At 69.4% G+C, this 17,216-nt stretch carries 21 protein-coding genes, 1 tRNA gene and 1 pseudogene; 5 read left to right on the forward strand and 18 right to left on the reverse strand.

Going from position 1 to position 17,216, the window contains the following annotated elements; translation table 11 throughout:
* Positions 1-95 precede the first annotated feature (95 nt).
* The 5 genes from thrC to RM779_RS01890 form a co-directional block, all read right to left on the reverse strand.
* Entirely contained in the window at positions 96-1,199 is a 1,104-nt protein-coding gene (gene thrC, locus RM779_RS01870) for a threonine synthase (protein ID WP_253194598.1), read from the reverse strand.
* An 81-nt stretch (positions 1,200-1,280) separates the two neighbouring features.
* Positions 1,281-2,573, reverse strand: coding sequence for a homoserine dehydrogenase (locus tag RM779_RS01875; RefSeq protein WP_311615047.1), 1,293 nt, complete (start codon positions 2,571-2,573; stop codon positions 1,281-1,283).
* Between the two features lie 109 nt (positions 2,574-2,682).
* Complete coding sequence (gene lysA / locus RM779_RS01880) at positions 2,683-4,074, reverse strand: diaminopimelate decarboxylase (RefSeq protein WP_311615049.1); 1,392 nt, start codon at positions 4,072-4,074, stop codon at positions 2,683-2,685.
* A 20-nt stretch (positions 4,075-4,094) separates the two neighbouring features.
* Positions 4,095-4,832 carry a hypothetical protein gene (locus tag RM779_RS01885; protein WP_311615051.1) on the reverse strand — a complete coding sequence of 246 codons (738 nt, stop codon included), beginning with the start codon at positions 4,830-4,832 and terminating at the stop codon, positions 4,095-4,097.
* Positions 4,829-5,266, reverse strand: a complete 438-nt coding sequence (locus tag RM779_RS01890; protein WP_311615052.1) for a response regulator — start codon at positions 5,264-5,266, stop codon at positions 4,829-4,831. Before RM779_RS01890 ends, RM779_RS01885 begins: the two co-directional genes overlap by 4 nt.
* Before the next feature lie 156 nt (positions 5,267-5,422).
* On the opposite strand from RM779_RS01890, the gene RM779_RS01895 reads away from it, so the two are divergent.
* Positions 5,423-5,494 (forward strand) — tRNA-Arg (locus RM779_RS01895).
* Positions 5,495-5,870: 376 nt separating this feature from the next.
* A pseudogene (locus RM779_RS01900) lies at positions 5,871-6,500 on the forward strand (IS5 family transposase).
* On the opposite strand, the gene RM779_RS01905 reads toward RM779_RS01900, so the two are convergent.
* Positions 6,486-6,740 (reverse strand): heavy-metal-associated domain-containing protein, encoded by a 255-nt coding sequence (locus RM779_RS01905; protein WP_311615054.1) that lies wholly within the window; start codon positions 6,738-6,740, stop codon positions 6,486-6,488. The pseudogene RM779_RS01900 and the gene RM779_RS01905 overlap by 15 nt on opposite strands.
* The gene (locus RM779_RS01910; protein ID WP_311615056.1) at positions 6,737-7,159 is read right to left on the reverse strand and encodes a nuclear transport factor 2 family protein; all 423 of its coding nucleotides are present in this window, start codon (positions 7,157-7,159) and stop codon (positions 6,737-6,739) included. Before RM779_RS01910 ends, RM779_RS01905 begins: the two co-directional genes overlap by 4 nt.
* A 111-nt stretch (positions 7,160-7,270) precedes the next feature.
* On the opposite strand from RM779_RS01910, the gene RM779_RS01915 reads away from it, so the two are divergent.
* Complete coding sequence (locus RM779_RS01915) at positions 7,271-7,858, forward strand: TetR/AcrR family transcriptional regulator (protein WP_311615058.1); 588 nt, start codon at positions 7,271-7,273, stop codon at positions 7,856-7,858.
* A 207-nt stretch (positions 7,859-8,065) separates the two neighbouring features.
* Here RM779_RS01915 and RM779_RS01920 read toward each other — a convergent pair whose 3' ends face one another.
* The 4 genes from RM779_RS01920 to RM779_RS01935 form a co-directional block, all read right to left on the reverse strand.
* Entirely contained in the window at positions 8,066-8,353 is a 288-nt protein-coding gene (locus tag RM779_RS01920; protein WP_449657293.1) for a transposase, read from the reverse strand.
* Positions 8,293-8,802: a helix-turn-helix domain-containing protein gene (locus tag RM779_RS01925; RefSeq protein WP_311615060.1), complete on the reverse strand. Its 510-nt coding sequence runs from the start codon at positions 8,800-8,802 to the stop codon at positions 8,293-8,295. Before RM779_RS01925 ends, RM779_RS01920 begins: the two co-directional genes overlap by 61 nt.
* Positions 8,789-9,004, reverse strand: coding sequence for a helix-turn-helix domain-containing protein (locus RM779_RS01930; protein WP_311615062.1), 216 nt, complete (start codon positions 9,002-9,004; stop codon positions 8,789-8,791). Before RM779_RS01930 ends, RM779_RS01925 begins: the two co-directional genes overlap by 14 nt.
* 150 nt (positions 9,005-9,154) lie before the next feature.
* A complete protein-coding gene (locus RM779_RS01935) occupies positions 9,155-9,571 on the reverse strand; it encodes a VOC family protein (protein WP_311615464.1) in 417 nt (138 codons plus the stop codon).
* A 76-nt stretch (positions 9,572-9,647) separates the two neighbouring features.
* Here RM779_RS01935 and RM779_RS01940 point away from each other — a divergent pair, with 76 nt between their 5' ends.
* Positions 9,648-10,241, forward strand: coding sequence for a TetR/AcrR family transcriptional regulator (locus RM779_RS01940; protein ID WP_311615064.1), 594 nt, complete (start codon positions 9,648-9,650; stop codon positions 10,239-10,241).
* Between the two features lie 98 nt (positions 10,242-10,339).
* On the opposite strand, the gene RM779_RS01945 is transcribed toward RM779_RS01940, so the two are convergent.
* Complete coding sequence (locus RM779_RS01945) at positions 10,340-10,933, reverse strand: TetR/AcrR family transcriptional regulator (RefSeq protein ID WP_311615066.1); 594 nt, start codon at positions 10,931-10,933, stop codon at positions 10,340-10,342.
* A gap of 101 nt (positions 10,934-11,034) precedes the next feature.
* On the opposite strand from RM779_RS01945, the gene RM779_RS01950 reads away from it, so the two are divergent.
* A complete protein-coding gene (locus RM779_RS01950; protein WP_311615068.1) occupies positions 11,035-11,775 on the forward strand; it encodes a nitroreductase in 741 nt (246 codons plus the stop codon).
* Between the two features lie 21 nt (positions 11,776-11,796).
* Here the strand turns inward: RM779_RS01950 and RM779_RS01955 are convergent.
* The 6 genes from RM779_RS01955 to RM779_RS01980 all read right to left on the reverse strand — a co-directional run bounded on the left by RM779_RS01955 (position 11,797) and on the right by RM779_RS01980 (position 17,167).
* Positions 11,797-12,671, reverse strand: a protein-coding gene (locus tag RM779_RS01955) for an IS5 family transposase (RefSeq protein ID WP_311615070.1) whose coding sequence is annotated in 2 segments (ribosomal slippage) — positions 11,797-12,318 and positions 12,321-12,671 — 873 coding nt in all. Because the reading frame shifts where the segments join, the coding sequence is not laid out codon by codon here.
* A 176-nt stretch (positions 12,672-12,847) separates the two neighbouring features.
* Positions 12,848-13,459 carry an LppU/SCO3897 family protein gene (locus RM779_RS01960; protein WP_311615072.1) on the reverse strand — a complete coding sequence of 204 codons (612 nt, stop codon included), beginning with the start codon at positions 13,457-13,459 and terminating at the stop codon, positions 12,848-12,850.
* Positions 13,460-13,719: 260 nt separating this feature from the next.
* Positions 13,720-14,652, reverse strand: coding sequence for an NAD-dependent epimerase/dehydratase family protein (locus tag RM779_RS01965; protein WP_311615074.1), 933 nt, complete (start codon positions 14,650-14,652; stop codon positions 13,720-13,722).
* A 64-nt stretch (positions 14,653-14,716) separates the two neighbouring features.
* Positions 14,717-15,874 (reverse strand): glycosyltransferase family 4 protein, encoded by a 1,158-nt coding sequence (locus RM779_RS01970; protein ID WP_311615076.1) that lies wholly within the window; start codon positions 15,872-15,874, stop codon positions 14,717-14,719.
* A 49-nt stretch (positions 15,875-15,923) separates the two neighbouring features.
* Positions 15,924-16,448 (reverse strand): GTP cyclohydrolase I, encoded by a 525-nt coding sequence (gene folE / locus RM779_RS01975; protein ID WP_311615078.1) that lies wholly within the window; start codon positions 16,446-16,448, stop codon positions 15,924-15,926.
* Positions 16,449-16,498: 50 nt separating this feature from the next.
* Positions 16,499-17,167, reverse strand: coding sequence for a 7-carboxy-7-deazaguanine synthase QueE (locus tag RM779_RS01980; RefSeq protein WP_311615080.1), 669 nt, complete (start codon positions 17,165-17,167; stop codon positions 16,499-16,501).
* Between the last annotated feature and the right edge of the window lie 49 nt (positions 17,168-17,216).

Below are 17,216 nucleotides of genomic sequence, written 5' to 3' on the forward strand. Positions count from 1 at the left end.
ACCAGCCTATCGAAGGAAGGTTCAGACGCGATACAGGGCGGGCAGGTGTCGCCCGCGGCGCCCGCCCCCGCGCGCGCCGCCCCGCCCGCGCCGCGTCACCGGACCAGGTCCAGGCGGGCCGCCGCCGCGTCCGCGTCCACCGGCACCGTCACCGGCTGCGGCGCTCCGGAGACCGCCCAGTCCGGGTCCTTCAGCCCGTTGCCCGTCACCGTGCACACGATGCGCTGCCCCGGGTCGACATCGCCGTTCTCCGCCGCCTTCAGCAGCCCGGCCACGGACGCGGCGGAGGCCGGCTCCACGAACACTCCCTCACGGGCCGCCAACAGCCGGTAGGCCGCGAGGATCTGACGGTCGGTCACCTCGTCGACGCGTCCGCCCGACTCGTCCCTCGCCTGCTCCGCGAGCGTCCAGGAGGCCGGGTTGCCGATGCGGATGGCGGTCGCGATCGTCGTGGGGTCCTTCACCGGCTCGCCGCGCACGATGGGCGCCGCGCCCGACGCCTGGTAGCCCCACATCCGGGGCGTGCGAGAGGCGATGCCGTCCGCCGCGTACTCACGGTAGCCCTTCCAGTACGCCGTGATGTTCCCCGCGTTGCCCACCGGCAGCACGTGGATGTCGGGGGCGTCGCCGAGCATGTCGACGATCTCGAACGCCGCGGTCTTCTGCCCCTCGATACGCACCGGATTGACCGAATTGACCAGCGCCACCGGGTACTTCTCCGCCAGGTCCCTGGCCAGCGTCAGGCAGTCGTCGAAGTTTCCCTCCACCTGGAGGATGCGCGCGCCGTGCACGAGCGCCTGTCCCATCTTGCCCAGCGCGATCTTGCCCTGCGGAACGAGAACGGCGCACACCATCCCCGCCCGCACCGCGTAGGCCGCGGCGGACGCCGAGGTGTTGCCGGTCGAGGCGCAGATGACGGCCTGCGCCCCCTCCTCCTTCGCCCGCGACATCGCCATCGTCATGCCCCGGTCCTTGAACGAACCGGTCGGATTCGCGCCCTCGACCTTGAGATAAACGTCACACCCGGTACGTTCGGAAAGCACCACGGCAGGCACGAGCGGCGTCCCGCCCTCGCGCAGCGTCACCACGGGCGTGCGGGACGTGACCGGGAGGCGGTCGCGGTACTCCTCGATCACCCCGCGCCACTGGGAGCTGGTGCGGCCGCCGGCAGCGGCGGCGGACATGGCTGGTGCGTCCATGACGTAAGTCAGGCCCTTCTGTTCATTTCTCCGCCCCCGGAGGACGGACATCCCAGGCGAGGAGCGGCACGCCCGGCCCGGCTACTCACCCTCGACCCGCATGGTGCTCGCGACACCGTGCACGGTATCCAGTCTGCGCAATGCCTCGACCGTTGCGCCGAGCGCCGCGTCCGACGCCCGGTGCGTGACCACGACGAGCTTCGCCTCGCCGTCCTTGCCGGTCTGCCGGACCGTGTCGATCGACACCCCGTGATCGGCGAACACCATCGCGCACTGCGCCAGCACACCCGGCTTGTCCGCGACGTCCAGGCTGATGTGGTAGCGGGTGACCACCTCGCCCATCGGGCTCACCGGCAGCCGCGCGTACGCCGACTCCCCCGGCCCCAGCCCGCCGCCCCGCTTGTTGCGGCAGGCGGCCACCAGGTCGCCGAGCACCGCCGACGCGGTCGGCACACCGCCCGCCCCCGGGCCGTAGAACATCAGCCGGCCGGCCGCCTCCGCCTCCACGAACACCGCGTTGTACGCCTCGCGCACGCCCGCCAGCGGATGACTGAGCGGGATCATCGCCGGGTGCACGCGAGCGGTCACGGAACGTCCGTCCTCGGCCCGTTCGCAAATGGCCAGCAGCTTCACCGTGCATCCCATCTGCCGCGCGCCCGCCACGTCGGCCGCGGTGATCTCCGTGATGCCCTCGCGGTGCACGTCGTCCAGGCCCACCCGGCTGTGGAACGCGATCCCGGCCAGGATCGCCGCCTTGGCCGCCGCGTCGAAGCCCTCCACGTCCGCCGTCGGATCGGCCTCGGCGTAGCCGAGCGCCGACGCCTCCTGAAGCGCCTCGCCATACCCGGCGCCGGTCGACTCCATGCGGTCGAGGATGAAGTTGGTCGTGCCGTTGACGATGCCGAGCACGCGGTTCACCTTGTCGCCCGCGAGCGACTCGCGCAGCGGGCGCAGCAGCGGGATCGCCCCGGCCACGGACGCCTCGAAGTACAGGTCGGCCGCATGTTTCTCCGCCGCCGCGTGCAGCGCGGGCCCCTCCTGGGCCAGCAGCGCCTTGTTCGCCGTGACGACGCTCGCGCCGTGCTCGAACGCCGAGTTGATCAGCGTGCGGGCCGGCTCGATGCCGCCGATCAGCTCCAGGACGACGTCGATGTCGCCGCGCGCCACCAGACCCGCCGCGTCCGTCGTCACCAGCTCGGGCGGCACGCCCTCGCGGTCCTTCCCCAGGCGGCGCACGGCCACCCCGGCCAGCTCGACCGGCGCCCCGATGCGGGCGGCGAGGTCGTCCGCGTGCGTCGTCATCAGGCGGGCCACCTGCGTGCCGACCACGCCGCAGCCGAGCAGCGCCACCTTCAGCGGACGAGTGCGCACCATTCGACCTCGCCTTTCCGTTCTCGTGAACCTTCAGTCTCACGCACCGGCGGGGAAACCCCCGCCGGGCGTTCAGTATGCGGACGAGCCGCTGCCCCGGGGCGCCCGGGCGTCAGCCGATGTCCAGGGCGAGCAGGTCCTCCTCGGTCTCCCGCCGCACGATCTCCCGCGCCGCGCCATCCGTCACCGCGACCACGGGCGGACGCGGCGTGTGGTTGTAATTGCTCGCCATCGACCGGCAGTAGGCCCCCGTGGCGGGCACGGCCAGCAGGTCGCCGGGCCGCACGTCGGCCGGCAGGTACGCGTCGCGGACGACGATGTCCCCGCTCTCGCAGTGCTTGCCGACCACGCGGGCCAGCATCGGCGGCTCCTGGGAGACCCGCGAGGCGAGCACGACCGAGTACTCCGCGTCGTACAGCGCCGTGCGGATGTTGTCCGACATGCCGCCGTCGACGCTGACGTACGTGCGCAGCCCTTCGAGCGGCTTGACCGTCCCCACCTCGTACAGCGTGAACGCGCTCGGCCCGACGATCGCCCGCCCCGGCTCCACCGACAGGCGCGGCACCGCGAGCCCGGCCGCCTCGCACTCCTTCGTCACGATCTCGCCCAGCGCCTTGCCGATCTCGTGCGGCTCGCGCGGATCGTCCTGGGGCGTGTACGCGATGCCCAGGCCGCCGCCGAGGTCGATCTCCGGCAGCTCGACCCCGTGCTCGTCCCGCACCGCGCTCAGCAGCCCCACGACGCGACGCGCCGAGACCTCGAAGCCGGCCATGTCGAAGATCTGCGAGCCGATGTGGCTGTGCAGGCCGACCAGTTCCAGACTCGGCCGCGCCAGCACCCGGCGCACCGCCTCCGCGGCCGTGCCGTCCGCGAGCCCGAGCCCGAACTTCTGGTCCTCGTGCGCGGTGGCGATGAACTCGTGGGTGTGCGCCTCGACTCCCACCGTGACCCGGATCTGCACGCGCTGCCGCGCGCCGTGGCGCTCCGCGGCCCGGGCGACCCGTTCGATCTCCTCGAACGAATCCAGCACGATCCGCCCCACACCCGCCTCGACGGCCCGCCGGATCTCGGCCGCCGACTTGTTGTTGCCGTGCAGCGCGATACGTTCCGCGGGCATCCCGCCCGCCAGCGCCGTCGCCAGCTCACCGCCCGAGCAGACGTCGACGTTCAGCCCCTCCTCGCACAACCAGCGCACAACGGCGCGCGAGAGAAAGGCCTTTCCCGCGTAGAACACATCGGCATCCGGCCCGAACGCCTCCCGCCAGGCGCGGCAGCGCGCGCGGAAGTCGGACTCGTCCAGCACGTACGCCGGCGTGCCGAACGACTCGGCGAGCGCCTCGGCGCTCACGCCCGCGACGCGGACGACGCCGTCGTCCCCCCGCGTGACGGAACGGGCCCAGACGCGCGGGTCCAGCGCATTGAGATCGGTGGGCGGCGCGGCGTAGTGCCCCTCGGGCAGCACGTCGGCGTGACGGGGCCCGGCGGGGTGGGCGGAACGGCTCATGTCGGAAGTCCTCTATCTGTTCACACGTGGTCGGGCGCACTGATGCCCAGCCGGAGCAGGCCGCCGGCCAGCACCGCTCCGGCAGCCTGGGCGAGAGCCAGCCGGGCGCGGTGGGCGGCCCCGGGTTTCTCGTCGCCGACGGGCAGCGCCGACCTGGCCCGTTCGGTCTCGAGGAAGGCGTCGGCGACGCGCACCAGGCGCCCCGCGGACCACACCTGCTCCCCCAGCGCGGCGAGCAACGCCCGCTCCTGCGCCGTCTCCAGCGCCGCGGCGCCCGGCTCCGGCGACACGCCGAGCGCCCGCGCCCCGCGCTCCAGCGCGCGGCTGCGGGCGTGCGCGTACCTGACCCGGAACAGCGGGTTCTCGTCGCGCTGCACGAGCAGCGCGCCCCCCGCGCCGCCCGCGGCGGCCCACCGTTCGGCGTCGCGCGCGGGGTCCTCGGGCAGCGCGGCCGGCCGGGGGCGGGCGAGCAGCTCGCGCAGCAGCTCGGCATCGGCCCCCTCGGCCAGCCTGATGTTGAGGAAACCGCCCCCGACGACCTCGACGTCCCGCACCCCCGCCTGCGCCACCAGCCGCTCGCGCAGCCGCGCGGCGGCCTCGGCCCCCGTCATCCCGGCCGGCCCGGCCAGCCGCATGGCGATCCCAGTCCCCCACTCCCGCGCCCCGCGCGGCCGCAGCCCGGCACGCTCGGGCACGTCGACGAAGCCGAGCTCGCGCGCGGAGCGGAGCACGGCCCGGGAGAGCCGGTCAGGAGTCACGGAGCAAGCGTACGAGAGGCCGGGCGCCGCTCCGCCAGCCGTTTTACCTGCCGGACGGGCCCCGCCCGCCGCCCCTCGTCGCACAGCCTGCGCACGACGCCGACCAGCTCGGCCGGCTCGAACGGCTTGGCCAGCAGCGCGTCGATCCCCGCCGGCGCCTCGGGCCCCGCGCTCGCGGACACAAGCACCAGCGGAATATCCGCGGTCCGCGGGTCCACCCGCAACCGCCCGACGGTCCGCATCCCGTCCATCCGCGGCATGGCCAGGTCGAGCGTGATCACATCCGGACAGAAGCGGTGCACCGTCTCCAGACACTCGGCACCGTCGGATGCGGTCATGACCTCGAACCCGTCAAGTTCGAGGTTCACCTTGATCAACTGCCGGATGACCTGGCTGTCGTCGACGACGAGGACCCGGCCTGAAGCGCCTGGCACCCACCCAGGGTAAGCGCCTTCCCCACCCGGCGTCCGGCCTTTCCCCGAAGTTGTACCCGGGAGTAGCGCCCCCCGCACCCCCGTACGGAAAACACCGGTGCGGACCACCGCCACCAAGCTGATAGAGTCCTTCCCGTCGCCACAGAGACGACACCAGCCCCCGTAGCTCAGGGGATAGAGCAACGGCCTCCGGAGCCGTGTGCGCAGGTTCGAATCCTGCCGGGGGCACCCACTGTGAGGTGCCAACAGACCCCGCGACCAGCAGACTTGCTGCGTCCGGGGTCTTTCAGCCTCATGTCAGTGATCACGTAATGACGACGTAATGGGACCTCTCCGCAGCAGGTCACAGGCGGTTCCCGGGTACGCCGAAGGCCCCGGGGAACCCGGGGCCTCACAGCGTCAGTCACGGGCCATCTGCGGGCCAGGCGCGTCGTTCCCCGCCCCTCCCTCCTCCCCGAGGCCCTTCATGATCCGCTCGTTCATTTGCGTTTCCTGACCGTCGACGCACTTCGCGTAAATCTTGAGCAGCACCTCGGGCACACCCGAGTTAACGCGTGTCCGGTAGGTCGTGTGACGGGCACGTCGACGGGTCGTTCGGTCCGGTATGGGGCGTGGCGGCCTGTCTGATCAAGAGTGGGCTCGGCTGGAGCCATACCGGCATCAATGGCACGCTCTTCCAGCTGAGGACTGGCGTTCCCTGGCGGGATCTGCCCGCGCGGTTCGGGAAGTCGAAGACGGTTCATGATCGGCACCGGCGATGGTCGGCGGACGGCACATGGGAGCAGATCCTTCGCGCCGTCCAGGCCGACGCGTATGCGGAAGGCCGGATCGACTGGAGTGTGGTGAGCGTGGACTCCACCGTGTGTCGCGTGCACCAGCACGCCGCCGGAGCCCACCACCGGCCGGCCCGAATACCGGGACGGCACCGCCGGTCCGTCGGGCATCGCCCCGACGAAGCGGTTGGCCGCTCACGCGCAGGGCTCACGACGAAGACCCATCTGGTGAGTGAGGGCGGCCTGAACGCCGGGACCAACGAGCCAACCGCGAGCGCCGCGGCAGCCGGGGCGGGCGGCCCACCGGCCTCGACCGAGCACACTACGCCCGCAGGAATGAAGTCGAGCGGACCTTCAGTTCGCTCAAGGACGCCCGCGCTGTGGCAACTTGGTACGACAAGAGAGCGTACGTCTTCCTCGGCACGGTCACTCTCGCATCGATTCGGCTATGGCTGCGTTGATGACCCGACGGACAGTCCTTGGGGCGTGGTGAGTTCGTAGCCCGCTTCCTCTACTGCGGCACGCACAGCTATCGGGTCGGATTCCCTCTCACTGGTCACTGTCATCGAGCCGCTCGCGACGTCGACGGTCACCGAGGTGACCCCGTCGACGAGTTCGACCTCCTCGGTGACCGTGGCGGCGCAACTGCGGCAGGCCATGCCGATGACCTCGTACGTGGAGATGTATGTGGCCTCGCTCATGCCCCCTCCTGCGACCTCGGGGCTTCCCTGACGTTCGGGCCGTTGGTGACCGGCCGGGTGAAGCCGTGGGACCGGCGCATCCGGCCGTCCGAAGTGAAGGTGCAGAAGGACATGGTCTCCGTGGAGACCCGCTTCTTGCGCATCGCGGCGTGGATCGTGAGCCGTACCGCGATCCAGTCGCGGTCCGCAATGGCCTCGTGTACCTCGAAGCGGGCCTCGTCGTCCTCGGCCAGGTTCTTGCGTACGGGATGGATGTGGGCGAGGAGCTTGTCCCAGTCGAGTCGTATGCCGTCGCTGATTATGACGATGTCGGGTGTGTAGAAGCGGGCCACGTGGTCGCCCTGCACGACTTCCTCGTGGAACGTGGAGAAGAAATCGGTGATGAACTGCTCGGGGGTGCTGTGTGCCAGTGGCTTCATGCTGCTCCAGTCCAGGCGCGGCGACGGGAAGCGGCCCGTGCGGCACCACTCCACTAACTCTTACATCCCGTAAGATATAGAGGACCCGACAGCTTTGACAAGGTGTAAGAGTTGAATTCTCCTCCGCGGCGCCGTGCCGACGCCGAACGCAGCCGTACCGCCGTCCTCGACGCGGCCATCCAACTCCTCGGCGAACGCCCTGACGCGGGCATGGCTGCGGTCGCGGCCGCAGCCGGGGTCACCCGCCAGACCGTCTACGCCCACTTCCCCTCGCGGGACGACTTGCTCACAGCAGTCGTCGACCACATGACGGAAAGGGTGACGCGGGAGATGGACGCTGCGGGGGCCGAGGAGGGCCCGGCCCCGGAGGCGCTGCTCCGTCTTCTCGACGCCGCCTGGCGCGTCTCCGAGGAGTATCCGGCCCTCATCCGGCTCGGGGGTCGCCCGACGCCGCCCGAAGAGGGCCGCTCCCGCCACGAGCCGATCGCCGACCGCATCGCGCGCGTACTCCAACGCGGCCGTGACGCAGGGGACTTCGACCCGGAACCCGCCCTCTCCTGGCAGGTGGCGGCCGTGATCGCGCTCGGCCATGCCGCGGGCGAGGAGATCCGAGCGGGCCGCATGCCCACCACCGCCGCCACCGCCGCCCTCCACTCCGGACTCCTGCGACTCCTTGCGCCCGGTGCCCAAGAGCCTTAGTGGTTAGCTCCGGACGTTCTTCGGGGGATGATCATGCTGCGAGTGCGGTGGAGGATTCTTCCTGTCGGTCGGTGAGTGCGTGTCGATCAAGTCTGGCCAGTACATCGTCCAGGTCGGAGGTGGTGAATCTGCACTGGAACGGCTGTGCCGTGGCGTTGTAGCGGTCTTCGGACGCTCGGAGCCGGTCCCGGACTTCGTCGAGGTCGGTTAAGTCGTGGGGTGAGACGACCTTGCGCTGTACATGGAGAAGAAGATCTCTATTTGGTTCAGCCAGGAGGCGTGGGCGGGTGTGTGGCCCAAGACGGCGTTCGGGAACCTGGCGGCCAGGCGGTCGGTGGCCGACTTGCCGCGGCGCGAGGAGCCGTTGTCGACGATGAAGAAGACCCGTTCCGCATTGGTGCAGGGCTCGCTGATCATCACCTGCTCGACCAGTTTCATGAACGGCACGATGCCTGTGGTCTGTTCACAGCGGCCGAAGACTTCGGCCCGGTTGATGTCCTAGGCGGCCAGGTAGGCCAGGGCTCCGCCGCGGCCGGGGGCCAGGGTGGGATGGCAGCGACGGCGGGCTTGGATGGAGGTTTTCTCGTCCGCAGAGATGACGTACTCGTCTTCGCCGAGCGAGGCGCCGTCGAAGACGCGGGCGTACAGGTCCAGGACTCGTTGGCCGTGGCGCGGAAGTTCGGGTCGCGGATGAAGATCCAGGATTGGTGTTGCCAGGGCTTGAGTGCGTCGGCCTTGAGCCATCGGCGCACCGTGGGGGCGGAGATCGTGTCGATGATGGCCCGAAAGACGGCCTCACGTGCGAGCTCGGGGCATGACCAGCGGGAGAACGGGGCTTCGGACTCGGTGGGCAGCCGGCAGGCCAGTGCCTTGACTTCGGCGATCTGCGGCGCGGTGAACGTCGGTGGCCGCCCCGACCGTTCGCGGTCGTCAAGGGCGGGCATCCGGCGCGGCCGCGAATCGGCCGCGCCAGCGGCGCACTGCGTCCACGGGCAGGTGGGTTTCGGCGGCGATCCAGGCGTTGCCGCGGCCTCGCGCGGCCAGGAGCACGATCGTCGCGCGCTGGCGTGCCTGGTGTGGGGTCTTGTGGCCGTAAGCCATCTTCGTGAGCCGGTGGCGCTCGGAAGCAGCCAGCTCCACGGGCACGGCGGAGCACACGGGCATAAGAGGACAGCGGCCCATCTCTCGGGGCGGTGAACGGGCGGGACAGCGTCGGCTTCCCTCACCGGCGCAGCCCTCAAGTCGCCGACGAGCAGGGCGTGTCCGGCAGGCCGTAGACGAACACGCCCTTCGGGGTCAGCTGGTGACGTACCGCTCGGAGTATTCCGCGGTGGGGGCGATGGGCGTGATCACGTCGATCAGGACGCCGTTGGGATCGGCCACGATGAAATGCCTTTGCCCGAAGTCCTCGCTGCGCAGTGCAAGGACGGGGTGCAGCCCTTCGCTGGTGACGAGCCGTTCCCATTCCGCGTCCACGTCCTCCACTTCGAAGTTGAGCAGCAGGCCCTGTGCGGGGACCCGGTGACCCTCGGGAAGCGTCGGGTGGGTGTGGTCGAGGAGGGCGAGTTCGTACCCGGGATCTCCCGGCCGGCGCAGGCTGACGTACCAGTCGGCCTCGAACGTCGTCTCGAACTCCAGCAGCCGGGTGTAGAAGTCGCGGGACTCTCGCAGCTTCGCTGTGCTGATCACGGGATAGAAGCCGGTCAGTTTCATGCCTGAACCCTTTCGCATACCATCAGTATGCGAAAGAAGCTATTCACATACCAGCGGTATGTCAATGGGGAGTGCGATGCGACAGCACGGCATCCGGGCACAGCAGCGGGAGCAGACCAGGCAGGCGCTGCTGCGGGAGGGCAGGCGCCTGTTCTCAGGCAGCGGTTACGGCGCTGTGGGCCTGGCGGAGATCGTCCAGGCAGCCGGGGTGACCAAGGGCGCGCTGTACCACCACTTCACAGGCAAGGCGGACCTCTTCCGCGCCGTCCTGGAGGAGTTGCAGCAGGAAGTGGCCCGACGCGTGGCCGCGGCCGCCGACGCCCACGATGACCCCTGGGCCCAGCTGACCGCCGGCTGCGAGGAGTTCCTCACCGCGACCACCGATCCTGACATCCAACGGGTCATGCTCGTCGACGGGCCTGCCGTGCTGGGATGGAGCCAATGGCGGGCGATGGACGAAGCCGCCTCGGCCCGCCATCTCGCCGACGCATTGTCCTTCCTCATCGACGCAAGGATCATCACCCCGCAGCCGGTCGCACCGATGGTCCACCTACTGTCGGGGGCAATGAACGAGGCCGCTCTGTGGCTCGCGTCCTCCTCCGACCCCAAAGACCTGGACCACACCAAGGCGGCGCTGGCACAACTGCTTCAGGCACTGCGCACCGCCTGACCCGATAACCACATCACAGGGCACAATCACTCCGCTATCGAACCGCGGACACCACACGACAAGCGCTGGTCAACCCCCGACCGCGGCGTGGGGGCCTGTCAGATCGTGGTTGGCAGCGCGTTTCCCAGGAGGATCTCCGCCGCTGTCCGCGCGTGCCGGCCGTAGTTCGACTCGCCCAGCACCATGGCGCGGCTGGCAGCGCCGTCCGCGAGGGTCACGAGTTGCTCGGCGAGGACGGCGGGCTCGCGGCAGCCCAGTTCCGCTACCAGGTCGGTCACCAGCCGCACCATCAGCAGTTTCTGCTCGCGGGCGTAGGAGTGGACCGCGTTCTGCGGGTCGGGGAACTCCACGGCGGCGTCGATGAACGGGCATCCGCGCACGGGATCCGTGCCGGCCGGGGGCGGGTCGAACAGCGCGAGGATTCGCTCCTTGGCGGGGATGTCCTCGCGTGCCAGCACGCCCTCCAGGGTGCGCCCCGTCGAGGAGAGGTCCTTGAGGTGGGCGAGGACCAGCTCGTCTTTGGTCCTGAAGTGCGCGTAGAGGGTGCGCTTGGACACCGGCGCCCGTTCCGCGATCTGCTCCATGCCGGTCGCGTTGATCCCCTGGGCCGCGAACAGTCCGGCCGCGGCGGCCAGGATGCGCTCCCGCCCTCCGCGCCCCTGTCGTCGAGACGCCGTCGCCATCGTGGTCATGACGTAAGTATACGCTCTCGTTTACTTCGAAGGGGGCGGCTGGCTATAGTGCGACTTCAGGTAAACGATTCTGTTTACTTCAGCGATCTGAGGAGAGTTCCATGAGCGGACCGGTCTTCACCCGGACACGCACGAGCGAGGCGCCCACCGGCGGGACACGGACGGGCGGGACACGAACGTCGGAGTACGCCGAGCAGCTGATCCGCGGGCGCCGCGCGACCCGCGCATTCCGTCCCGACCCGGTACCCGAGGACACTCTGCGCGGGGTGTTCTCCCTGGCCGGCGCCGCGCCGTCCAATTCCAACGCGCAGCCGTGGCGGGTCGAGGTGGTCGGCGGCGCACGGCGAGACCGTCTGGCCGGCGCCCTGCGAACGGCCCACGCCGAGCGACGCGTCACGGCCGATTACCCGTACTCCGAGGACATGTACGCCCCCGTCCACCAGGAACGGCGGGCCGCCTTCGGCGCCGGTCTGTACGGAGTGCTGGGCATCGGCCCCGACGACCACCCGGCTCGCGCGGCCTACGACGCGGAGAGCCTGGGCTTCTACGGGGCGCCCCATGCCGCGTTCCTGTTCGTCACCGGCGACGGCGGGCCGCGACTGGCCGCCGACGCCGGCGCCTACCTGCAGACGCTGCTGCTGGCCATGACCGGCTACGGCGTGGCCAGTTGCCCGCAGGGCCTGCTCAGCTTCTACGCCGACACCGTCCGCGACCAACTTGGAGTGGACGAGGGGAAGCTGCTCGTGGGGATCTCCTTCGGCTACGCCGACGAGAATGCGCCGGTAAACCGGGTCGCGACCGGCCGGGCGGCCCTGGAGGCAACCACCACATTCCACACCTAGAGTCGGTCCTGAAAGCGCTGGTCACAGCCACTCGTTAAGGGCTGCGACCAGCACGGTCGCCTCATATCGGACGGCAAGTTTGTCGTATCTCGTGGCCACAGCGCGGTTCCGTTTCAGCCGGTTGATCCCGCACTCCACCGTGTGGCGTTTCTTGTAGTCGTCCTTGTCGAAGGCCGGTGGCCGGCCGCCCCGGGAGCCGAGCTTCTTGCGATTGCGTACCTGGTCGGCCTTCTCCGGGATGGTGCATCCGATCCTGCGTCTGCGCAGGTAGGAGCGGTTCGCGCGGGATCCGTAGGCTTCGTCGGCACGGACCCTGTCCGGCGTGGTGCGCGGGCGTCCGGGACCGGTGCGAGGCACGCGGATGCGTTCGAGCATGGGCTGGAACTGCGGGCTGTCGTGACGGTGGCCCGCAGTGATCAGCAGGGACAGCGGCTTCTGCTCCTGCTCGGTCACGAGGTGGATCTTCGTCGTCAGGCCACCACGGGAACGTCCGAGCCCGTGATCGTCCGGCTCGGTGTCGACCCCACCGGGCGGCTCGCGCTGCAGCTCCCCCTTTTGCGCGCGCCGGCGGCGTGCTGGTGGGCACGGCAGACGGTCGAGTCCACACTCACGTCCCAGGTGATCAGGCCCTGCGCATCGGCTTGGACCTGCAGTTGTTCCAGGATCCGCTTCCATGTGCCGTCGCGCTGCCAGCAGCGGAACAGGTCGTAGACCCGGTCCCATGGGCCATACCGCTCGGGGACGTCCCGCCAGGGCGTGCCCGCCCGGGTCCGCCACCGTATCCCGTCGATCAACTGCCGACGCGTCCACGTCCGTGGCCGCCCCGACTTCTTCCCCGCTGGTAGCAGCGGCTCCAGTCGAGCCCACTGCCGGTCCGTCAGGTCCCCTCGCGCCACACCATGATCATCACAGCTCAAGATCCACTTTCGCAACAGGCCCTAGCCGGGGTTGAAGCGGAACAGGATCGCAGCGGATTCCCGGCACTCTCGCGAAGGCGACCGGATGTGGCCGTGCGATGGCTTCATGCCGATGACTACATGAATGACGGTGACGAAGACCGGGCTCAGAACTCTCAGTCGGAGTACGCGACGGCGCAGAGGAGCACGGTCTCGTCATCGACCAACCAATAGGTATACCTGGACCCGTCGCTCGGCGTGCGGTCGCAGTCGTCCGAGGTGGGATGCGCCGGAGCCGCGTAGACGCCGGTGATGGAATACACCTGGTTGTACGGCGCCGGCACGCCGGCCCTGCAGTCCACCCAGCTCCAGAGGTTGACGCTGCCGTCCTGCGAACCCAGGAGGCACTGCCCGACCTCGAACTGACGCGTGATGCACAGCGCCACGGTCTCGCCCTCGTCACTCGTGTACGAGAGGTGGTACCGGCCTCCGTCGGACGGGCAACCACTGGTCGCGTCCGCGACGTGCGAGACCCACAGCGCGGCGCCGTCAGCGCCGCAGGCGATGACCTGCGGCACCTCGGCGGCCCAGGTGTTCTGCCCCGTCGCCCAGTTTCGGAGGCAGTCACCCGCGTTGACTGCCTGGTACGCCTCAAGCTTTGAATCCGCAGCCTGTTCGGTGACCGCCTGCCGAAGCTCCTCGTAGTTTTCGATACCGAAGAAAGCCAATAGTGCCACGGCAGATGCCGCCACACCGGACCACGTTGTCACTTTCGAGGCGCGTTCCACGTCCCGCCCTCCCCCCGACCGGCGGCGGGCGTCTGTGGTGCCCGTCAAGTCCTCGAATAAGCGTGCCAGTTGTTCTCTCGCAGCGGCAAGACAAAAGCGGCGCACCCACCGCCGCTCAGGGCCCGGTTTCCTCACGAGTTTCCCTGGCCCCGGGGGCTCCCGGCGGCTGGGTTCTTCCTGCCATCAGACGGCGACGAGCTCACAGCCGTGCCCGGAACCCCTGGGCCCGACGATCGTGCGATGGACCAGCTCGGGGAAGCTCACGGGTGGTTCCTGAACCATTCGATCGCCCGCGCGAGACCTTCGGCCCGAGTCACCTTGGGTTCCCAGCCCAATGCGTTCCTGGCGACCGCGATGTCGGGGAGGCGGCGTTCCGGGTCGTCCGCGGGGCGTTCGACGAACTCCACCGACGAGGTGGACCCCGTGATGGCGATGATCTCCTCGGCCAGTTCCAGCATGCTGACCTCATCGGGGTTCCCCAGGTTCACGGGGCCGCCGTGGCCGCTCTCCGTGAAGCGGGCTATGCCCTCCACGATGTCGTCGACGTAGCACAGCGAACGGGTCTGTGAGCCGTCGCCCGCGACCGTGAGGGGTTCTCCGGCAAGTGCCTGTCGAATGAACGTGGGGACCGCGCGCCCGTCGTGCGTTCGCATCTTGGGCCCGAAGCAGTTGAAGATCCGCACGATGCCGGCGTCGGCATCCCGATGGCGGCGGTAGGCGGTCGTCATCGCCTCACTGAAGCGCTTGGCCTCGTCGTAGACGGAACGGGGCCCGATCGGATTGACGTTGCCCCAGTAGGTCTCGGGCTGGGGATGAACGGCCGGATCGCCGTAGACCTCCGATGTCGACGCCATGACGAAACGCGCCCCGGCCGAGACCGCCGCGTCCAGCAGATGGAAGGTGCCCAGCGAGCCGGCGCCCAGCGTCTCGATCGGAAAGCGCAGGTAGTCACGGGGACTGGCCGGAGAGGCCAGGTGTACGACGACATCGATGCTCTCGGGCCAGGTGAACGGTGCGGTCACATCATGCTCGATCACTTCAAGTCTGTCGTCCGAGAGGTACTCGGTCAGATTCGCGCGGCTCCCGGTCAGAAAGTTGTCCACGCACAGCACGCGATGTCCCATGCCCAGGAAGCGGGCTGTCAGATGTGCTCCCACGAATCCGGCGCCACCCGTGACGAGTACCTGCGCCATCGTCTTTTCTCCTCTCTGCTGGTGACATGCCATCGATAGTCGGAGGAACGGGCCCCCGGCCGCTTCACAACCCCAGAATCTTGAGGAACTCCTTCGCGACCCCGCTCGGGGTGTAGGCGGTTGTCCGCAGCAGCGCCTGGCGCGAAGCCTCGTGGTAGCCGCTCTCGTCGCCGAGCAACTCGACGGCGGCGGACCACAGCGCGTTCATGCGTCGTGCCACGGAAGGAATGTGCACCGCCGGGCCGCGCAACGCCGGGAGATCGTCTCCCGGCGCCGAGAATTCGACGGCGCGTCCGCCGGCCCCGACCAGCGCGGGCAGGTGGCCCATGCGGAAACCGACGACCGGGGTACCCACGGAGAGCGCCTCGGCAGCGACGTTGCCGAAGCTCTCGGGACCGGTGGAGGGCACCAGGGCGACGGCCGCCCCGGCGAGAAACTCCTGGACCCCGCCCCAGGGCAGGGGCGGCAGGATCTCCACCGTGTCCAGCGTGTCGGCCAGTTCGGCGCACTCCCGCAGATACCGGTCCTGGAGGGCCGGCAGGAGTTCGAATCCCGCTTTGGCCAGGACGACCTGTACGGTGCGGCCCAGTCCTGGTGGCAGCGACCGCAACAGGTCGGCGACCCCCTTCTGCGGATCGGCGCGCGCCACCACCCGGACGGGTCCCGTGCGGCGGAGCTCCTCCCGCCGCGCACCGGACGGTGCGCGGCCCTCGACCAGGAGGGCGTTGGGGAGCGCGTGCCAGGCGCGGGAGTCCAAGCCCGCCCGGGCGGCCTCTTCGATCATGAACGGGCTGACGGTGATGACCGCGTCGGGCTTGTTCGCCAGGCTCTGGCGCATCGCCTCGTCGGCACGCGGGAAGTGCACCATGAGCGCGGTGCGCGTTCCCGGCCCGGCAGGGCTGAGGAAGCCCAGACCGGACACCGCGTCGCCCCAGCAGACGACGTCTGTCCTGTGGTCCGCGAGAATCCGCCGGACCTCCCGCCCGATCGCGTCGGCGCCGGCGAGCAGCCGGGGGATTTCCTCGTAGGGGACCGGGCGGGGAAAGGACACCGAGGACAGACGGACCACGTGCGGGTCGGGCACGTGGTCCGCGGAGTCCGCGGCGATGATGAGGGTGTGATGGCCCAACTCGCGTAATCCGGCGGCGAGGGAGGCGAGGGAGCGTTCGATCCCCGCGGGTTCGTCGGAGTGGTAGGTGAGCATGACGAAGGCGATGTTCATGTCTCCGCTCGCGGTGTGGAAGGGGGGCCGGAGTCGTCGTGGACCGCGCTCAGCCGCGGGGGAAGGCGATCTTGATCAGTTCCTCGCGCGGCGGACCGTAGTCGCGGAAGATGCCGTCGAAGACCGAGCACGTCATCAGGGCGGAGGTGCGGATGCCCCGCATGCTCATGCACAGGTGCTCGCCGCGGCCGATGACGGCGACGTCGTTCGTCCCGGTCACCTTGGAGATCTCCTCGGCGATGTCGCGTACGAGACGTTCCTGGACTTGGAGCCGGTGCGCGTGGCGGTGCGCGATACGGGCGAACTTGGACAACCCGAGTACGTGTTTCCCGGGCTTGTACGCGATGGTCAGCGTGCACGAGAACGGCAGGAGATGATGCTCGCACAGGGACCACACATTGACGTCCGAGACCATCACGATCTGCCCGTCGGTGCGCAAAGGGAAGTGGGTTTCGACCTGTCCCGCCTGGTAATTGCTGAATTCTCGCCACCACCGGGCGAATCGTTCCGGAGTGTCCCGAAGACCACTGCGGTCGGGGTCCTCACCGATCTCGATGAGAAGTTGTCGTGCCACGGCCTCCAAAGGATCGCGAACAGCATGACCACGAGGAAGATCTGCCAGGGTCATACGCCTCTCCGATCGCCCCACATGGTGATGTGCAGTCTTGTTGTCAGATTCCAACCGCGGGCGATGGCGGCATCCCGCACCTGGGCGAGGGACCGTTCGAGTGCAGACTGGTCCCGTCCTTCCGGCATCACCCAGACCGACTCGATGCCATACCTTTCGACGAGCATCCCGACCTCGTCGAGATCGGCCGCGGTACGGCAGACGAATTTGAACGCGGTGCCCGGCACCGCGGTGAACGCCGCCAGCGCGCTTCCGACGATGCGTCTGCTCTCGGGGTCGCCCGAGTGAGCCAATTTCGGTGACACGTTGAACCGGACCAGCTCCGCGAGCCGCGGGTGCGGTGGGATGGTCCCGTTGGTCTCGATCTCGACATCGCGTCCCGAGTCGCGGATGTCCCGCACCAACGGATAGAGCCTGGTCTGCTGGCTCAGCGGTTCGCCGCCGGACACGACGATGAGGGGCACGTCGTACGCGATCAGCCGGTCCCGGACCTCCGTATAGGGAATCGCCCGCAGTTCCTTCTTGGGGTCGTAGGCGATTCGCGTATCGCCCTGCCCGGTCCAGTCCCAGGTGTAAGGGGTGTCGCACCAGCGGCAGGAGAGATTGCACCCGCCCAACCGGGCGAAGGCACACAGCCGCCCCAGCGAGGGCCCCTCCCCCTGCACGGTTCAAGTGGGGCCGAAAATTTCGTTCACCACGAGCCTCGGCATCACC

It is taken from the genome of Streptomyces johnsoniae, from assembly GCF_031845565.1.
Classification (GTDB): domain Bacteria; phylum Actinomycetota; class Actinomycetes; order Streptomycetales; family Streptomycetaceae; genus Streptomyces; species Streptomyces johnsoniae.

Excerpts from the sequence above, each read along its gene's own strand:
- RM779_RS01940 (WP_311615064.1), top strand. The coding sequence starts at position 9,648 with ATGCGACAGCACGGCATCCGGGCACAGCAGCGGGAGCAGACCAGGCAG.
- thrC (WP_253194598.1), bottom strand. The coding sequence starts at position 1,199 with ATGGACGCACCAGCCATGTCCGCCGCCGCTGCCGGCGGCCGCACCAGC.
- RM779_RS01935 (WP_311615464.1), bottom strand. The coding sequence starts at position 9,571 with ATGAAACTGACCGGCTTCTATCCCGTGATCAGCACAGCGAAGCTGCGA.
- lysA (WP_311615049.1), bottom strand. The coding sequence starts at position 4,074 with ATGAGCCGTTCCGCCCACCCCGCCGGGCCCCGTCACGCCGACGTGCTG.
- RM779_RS01965 (WP_311615074.1), bottom strand. The coding sequence starts at position 14,652 with ATGGCGCAGGTACTCGTCACGGGTGGCGCCGGATTCGTGGGAGCACAT.
- RM779_RS01905 (WP_311615054.1), bottom strand. The coding sequence starts at position 6,740 with ATGAGCGAGGCCACATACATCTCCACGTACGAGGTCATCGGCATGGCC.
- RM779_RS01875 (WP_311615047.1), bottom strand. The coding sequence starts at position 2,573 with ATGGTGCGCACTCGTCCGCTGAAGGTGGCGCTGCTCGGCTGCGGCGTG.
- RM779_RS01925 (WP_311615060.1), bottom strand. The coding sequence starts at position 8,802 with ATGCCCGCCCTTGACGACCGCGAACGGTCGGGGCGGCCACCGACGTTC.
- RM779_RS01910 (WP_311615056.1), bottom strand. The coding sequence starts at position 7,159 with ATGAAGCCACTGGCACACAGCACCCCCGAGCAGTTCATCACCGATTTC.
- RM779_RS01945 (WP_311615066.1), bottom strand. The coding sequence starts at position 10,933 with ATGACCACGATGGCGACGGCGTCTCGACGACAGGGGCGCGGAGGGCGG.
- RM779_RS01970 (WP_311615076.1), bottom strand. The coding sequence starts at position 15,874 with ATGAACATCGCCTTCGTCATGCTCACCTACCACTCCGACGAACCCGCG.
- RM779_RS01950 (WP_311615068.1), top strand. The coding sequence starts at position 11,035 with ATGAGCGGACCGGTCTTCACCCGGACACGCACGAGCGAGGCGCCCACC.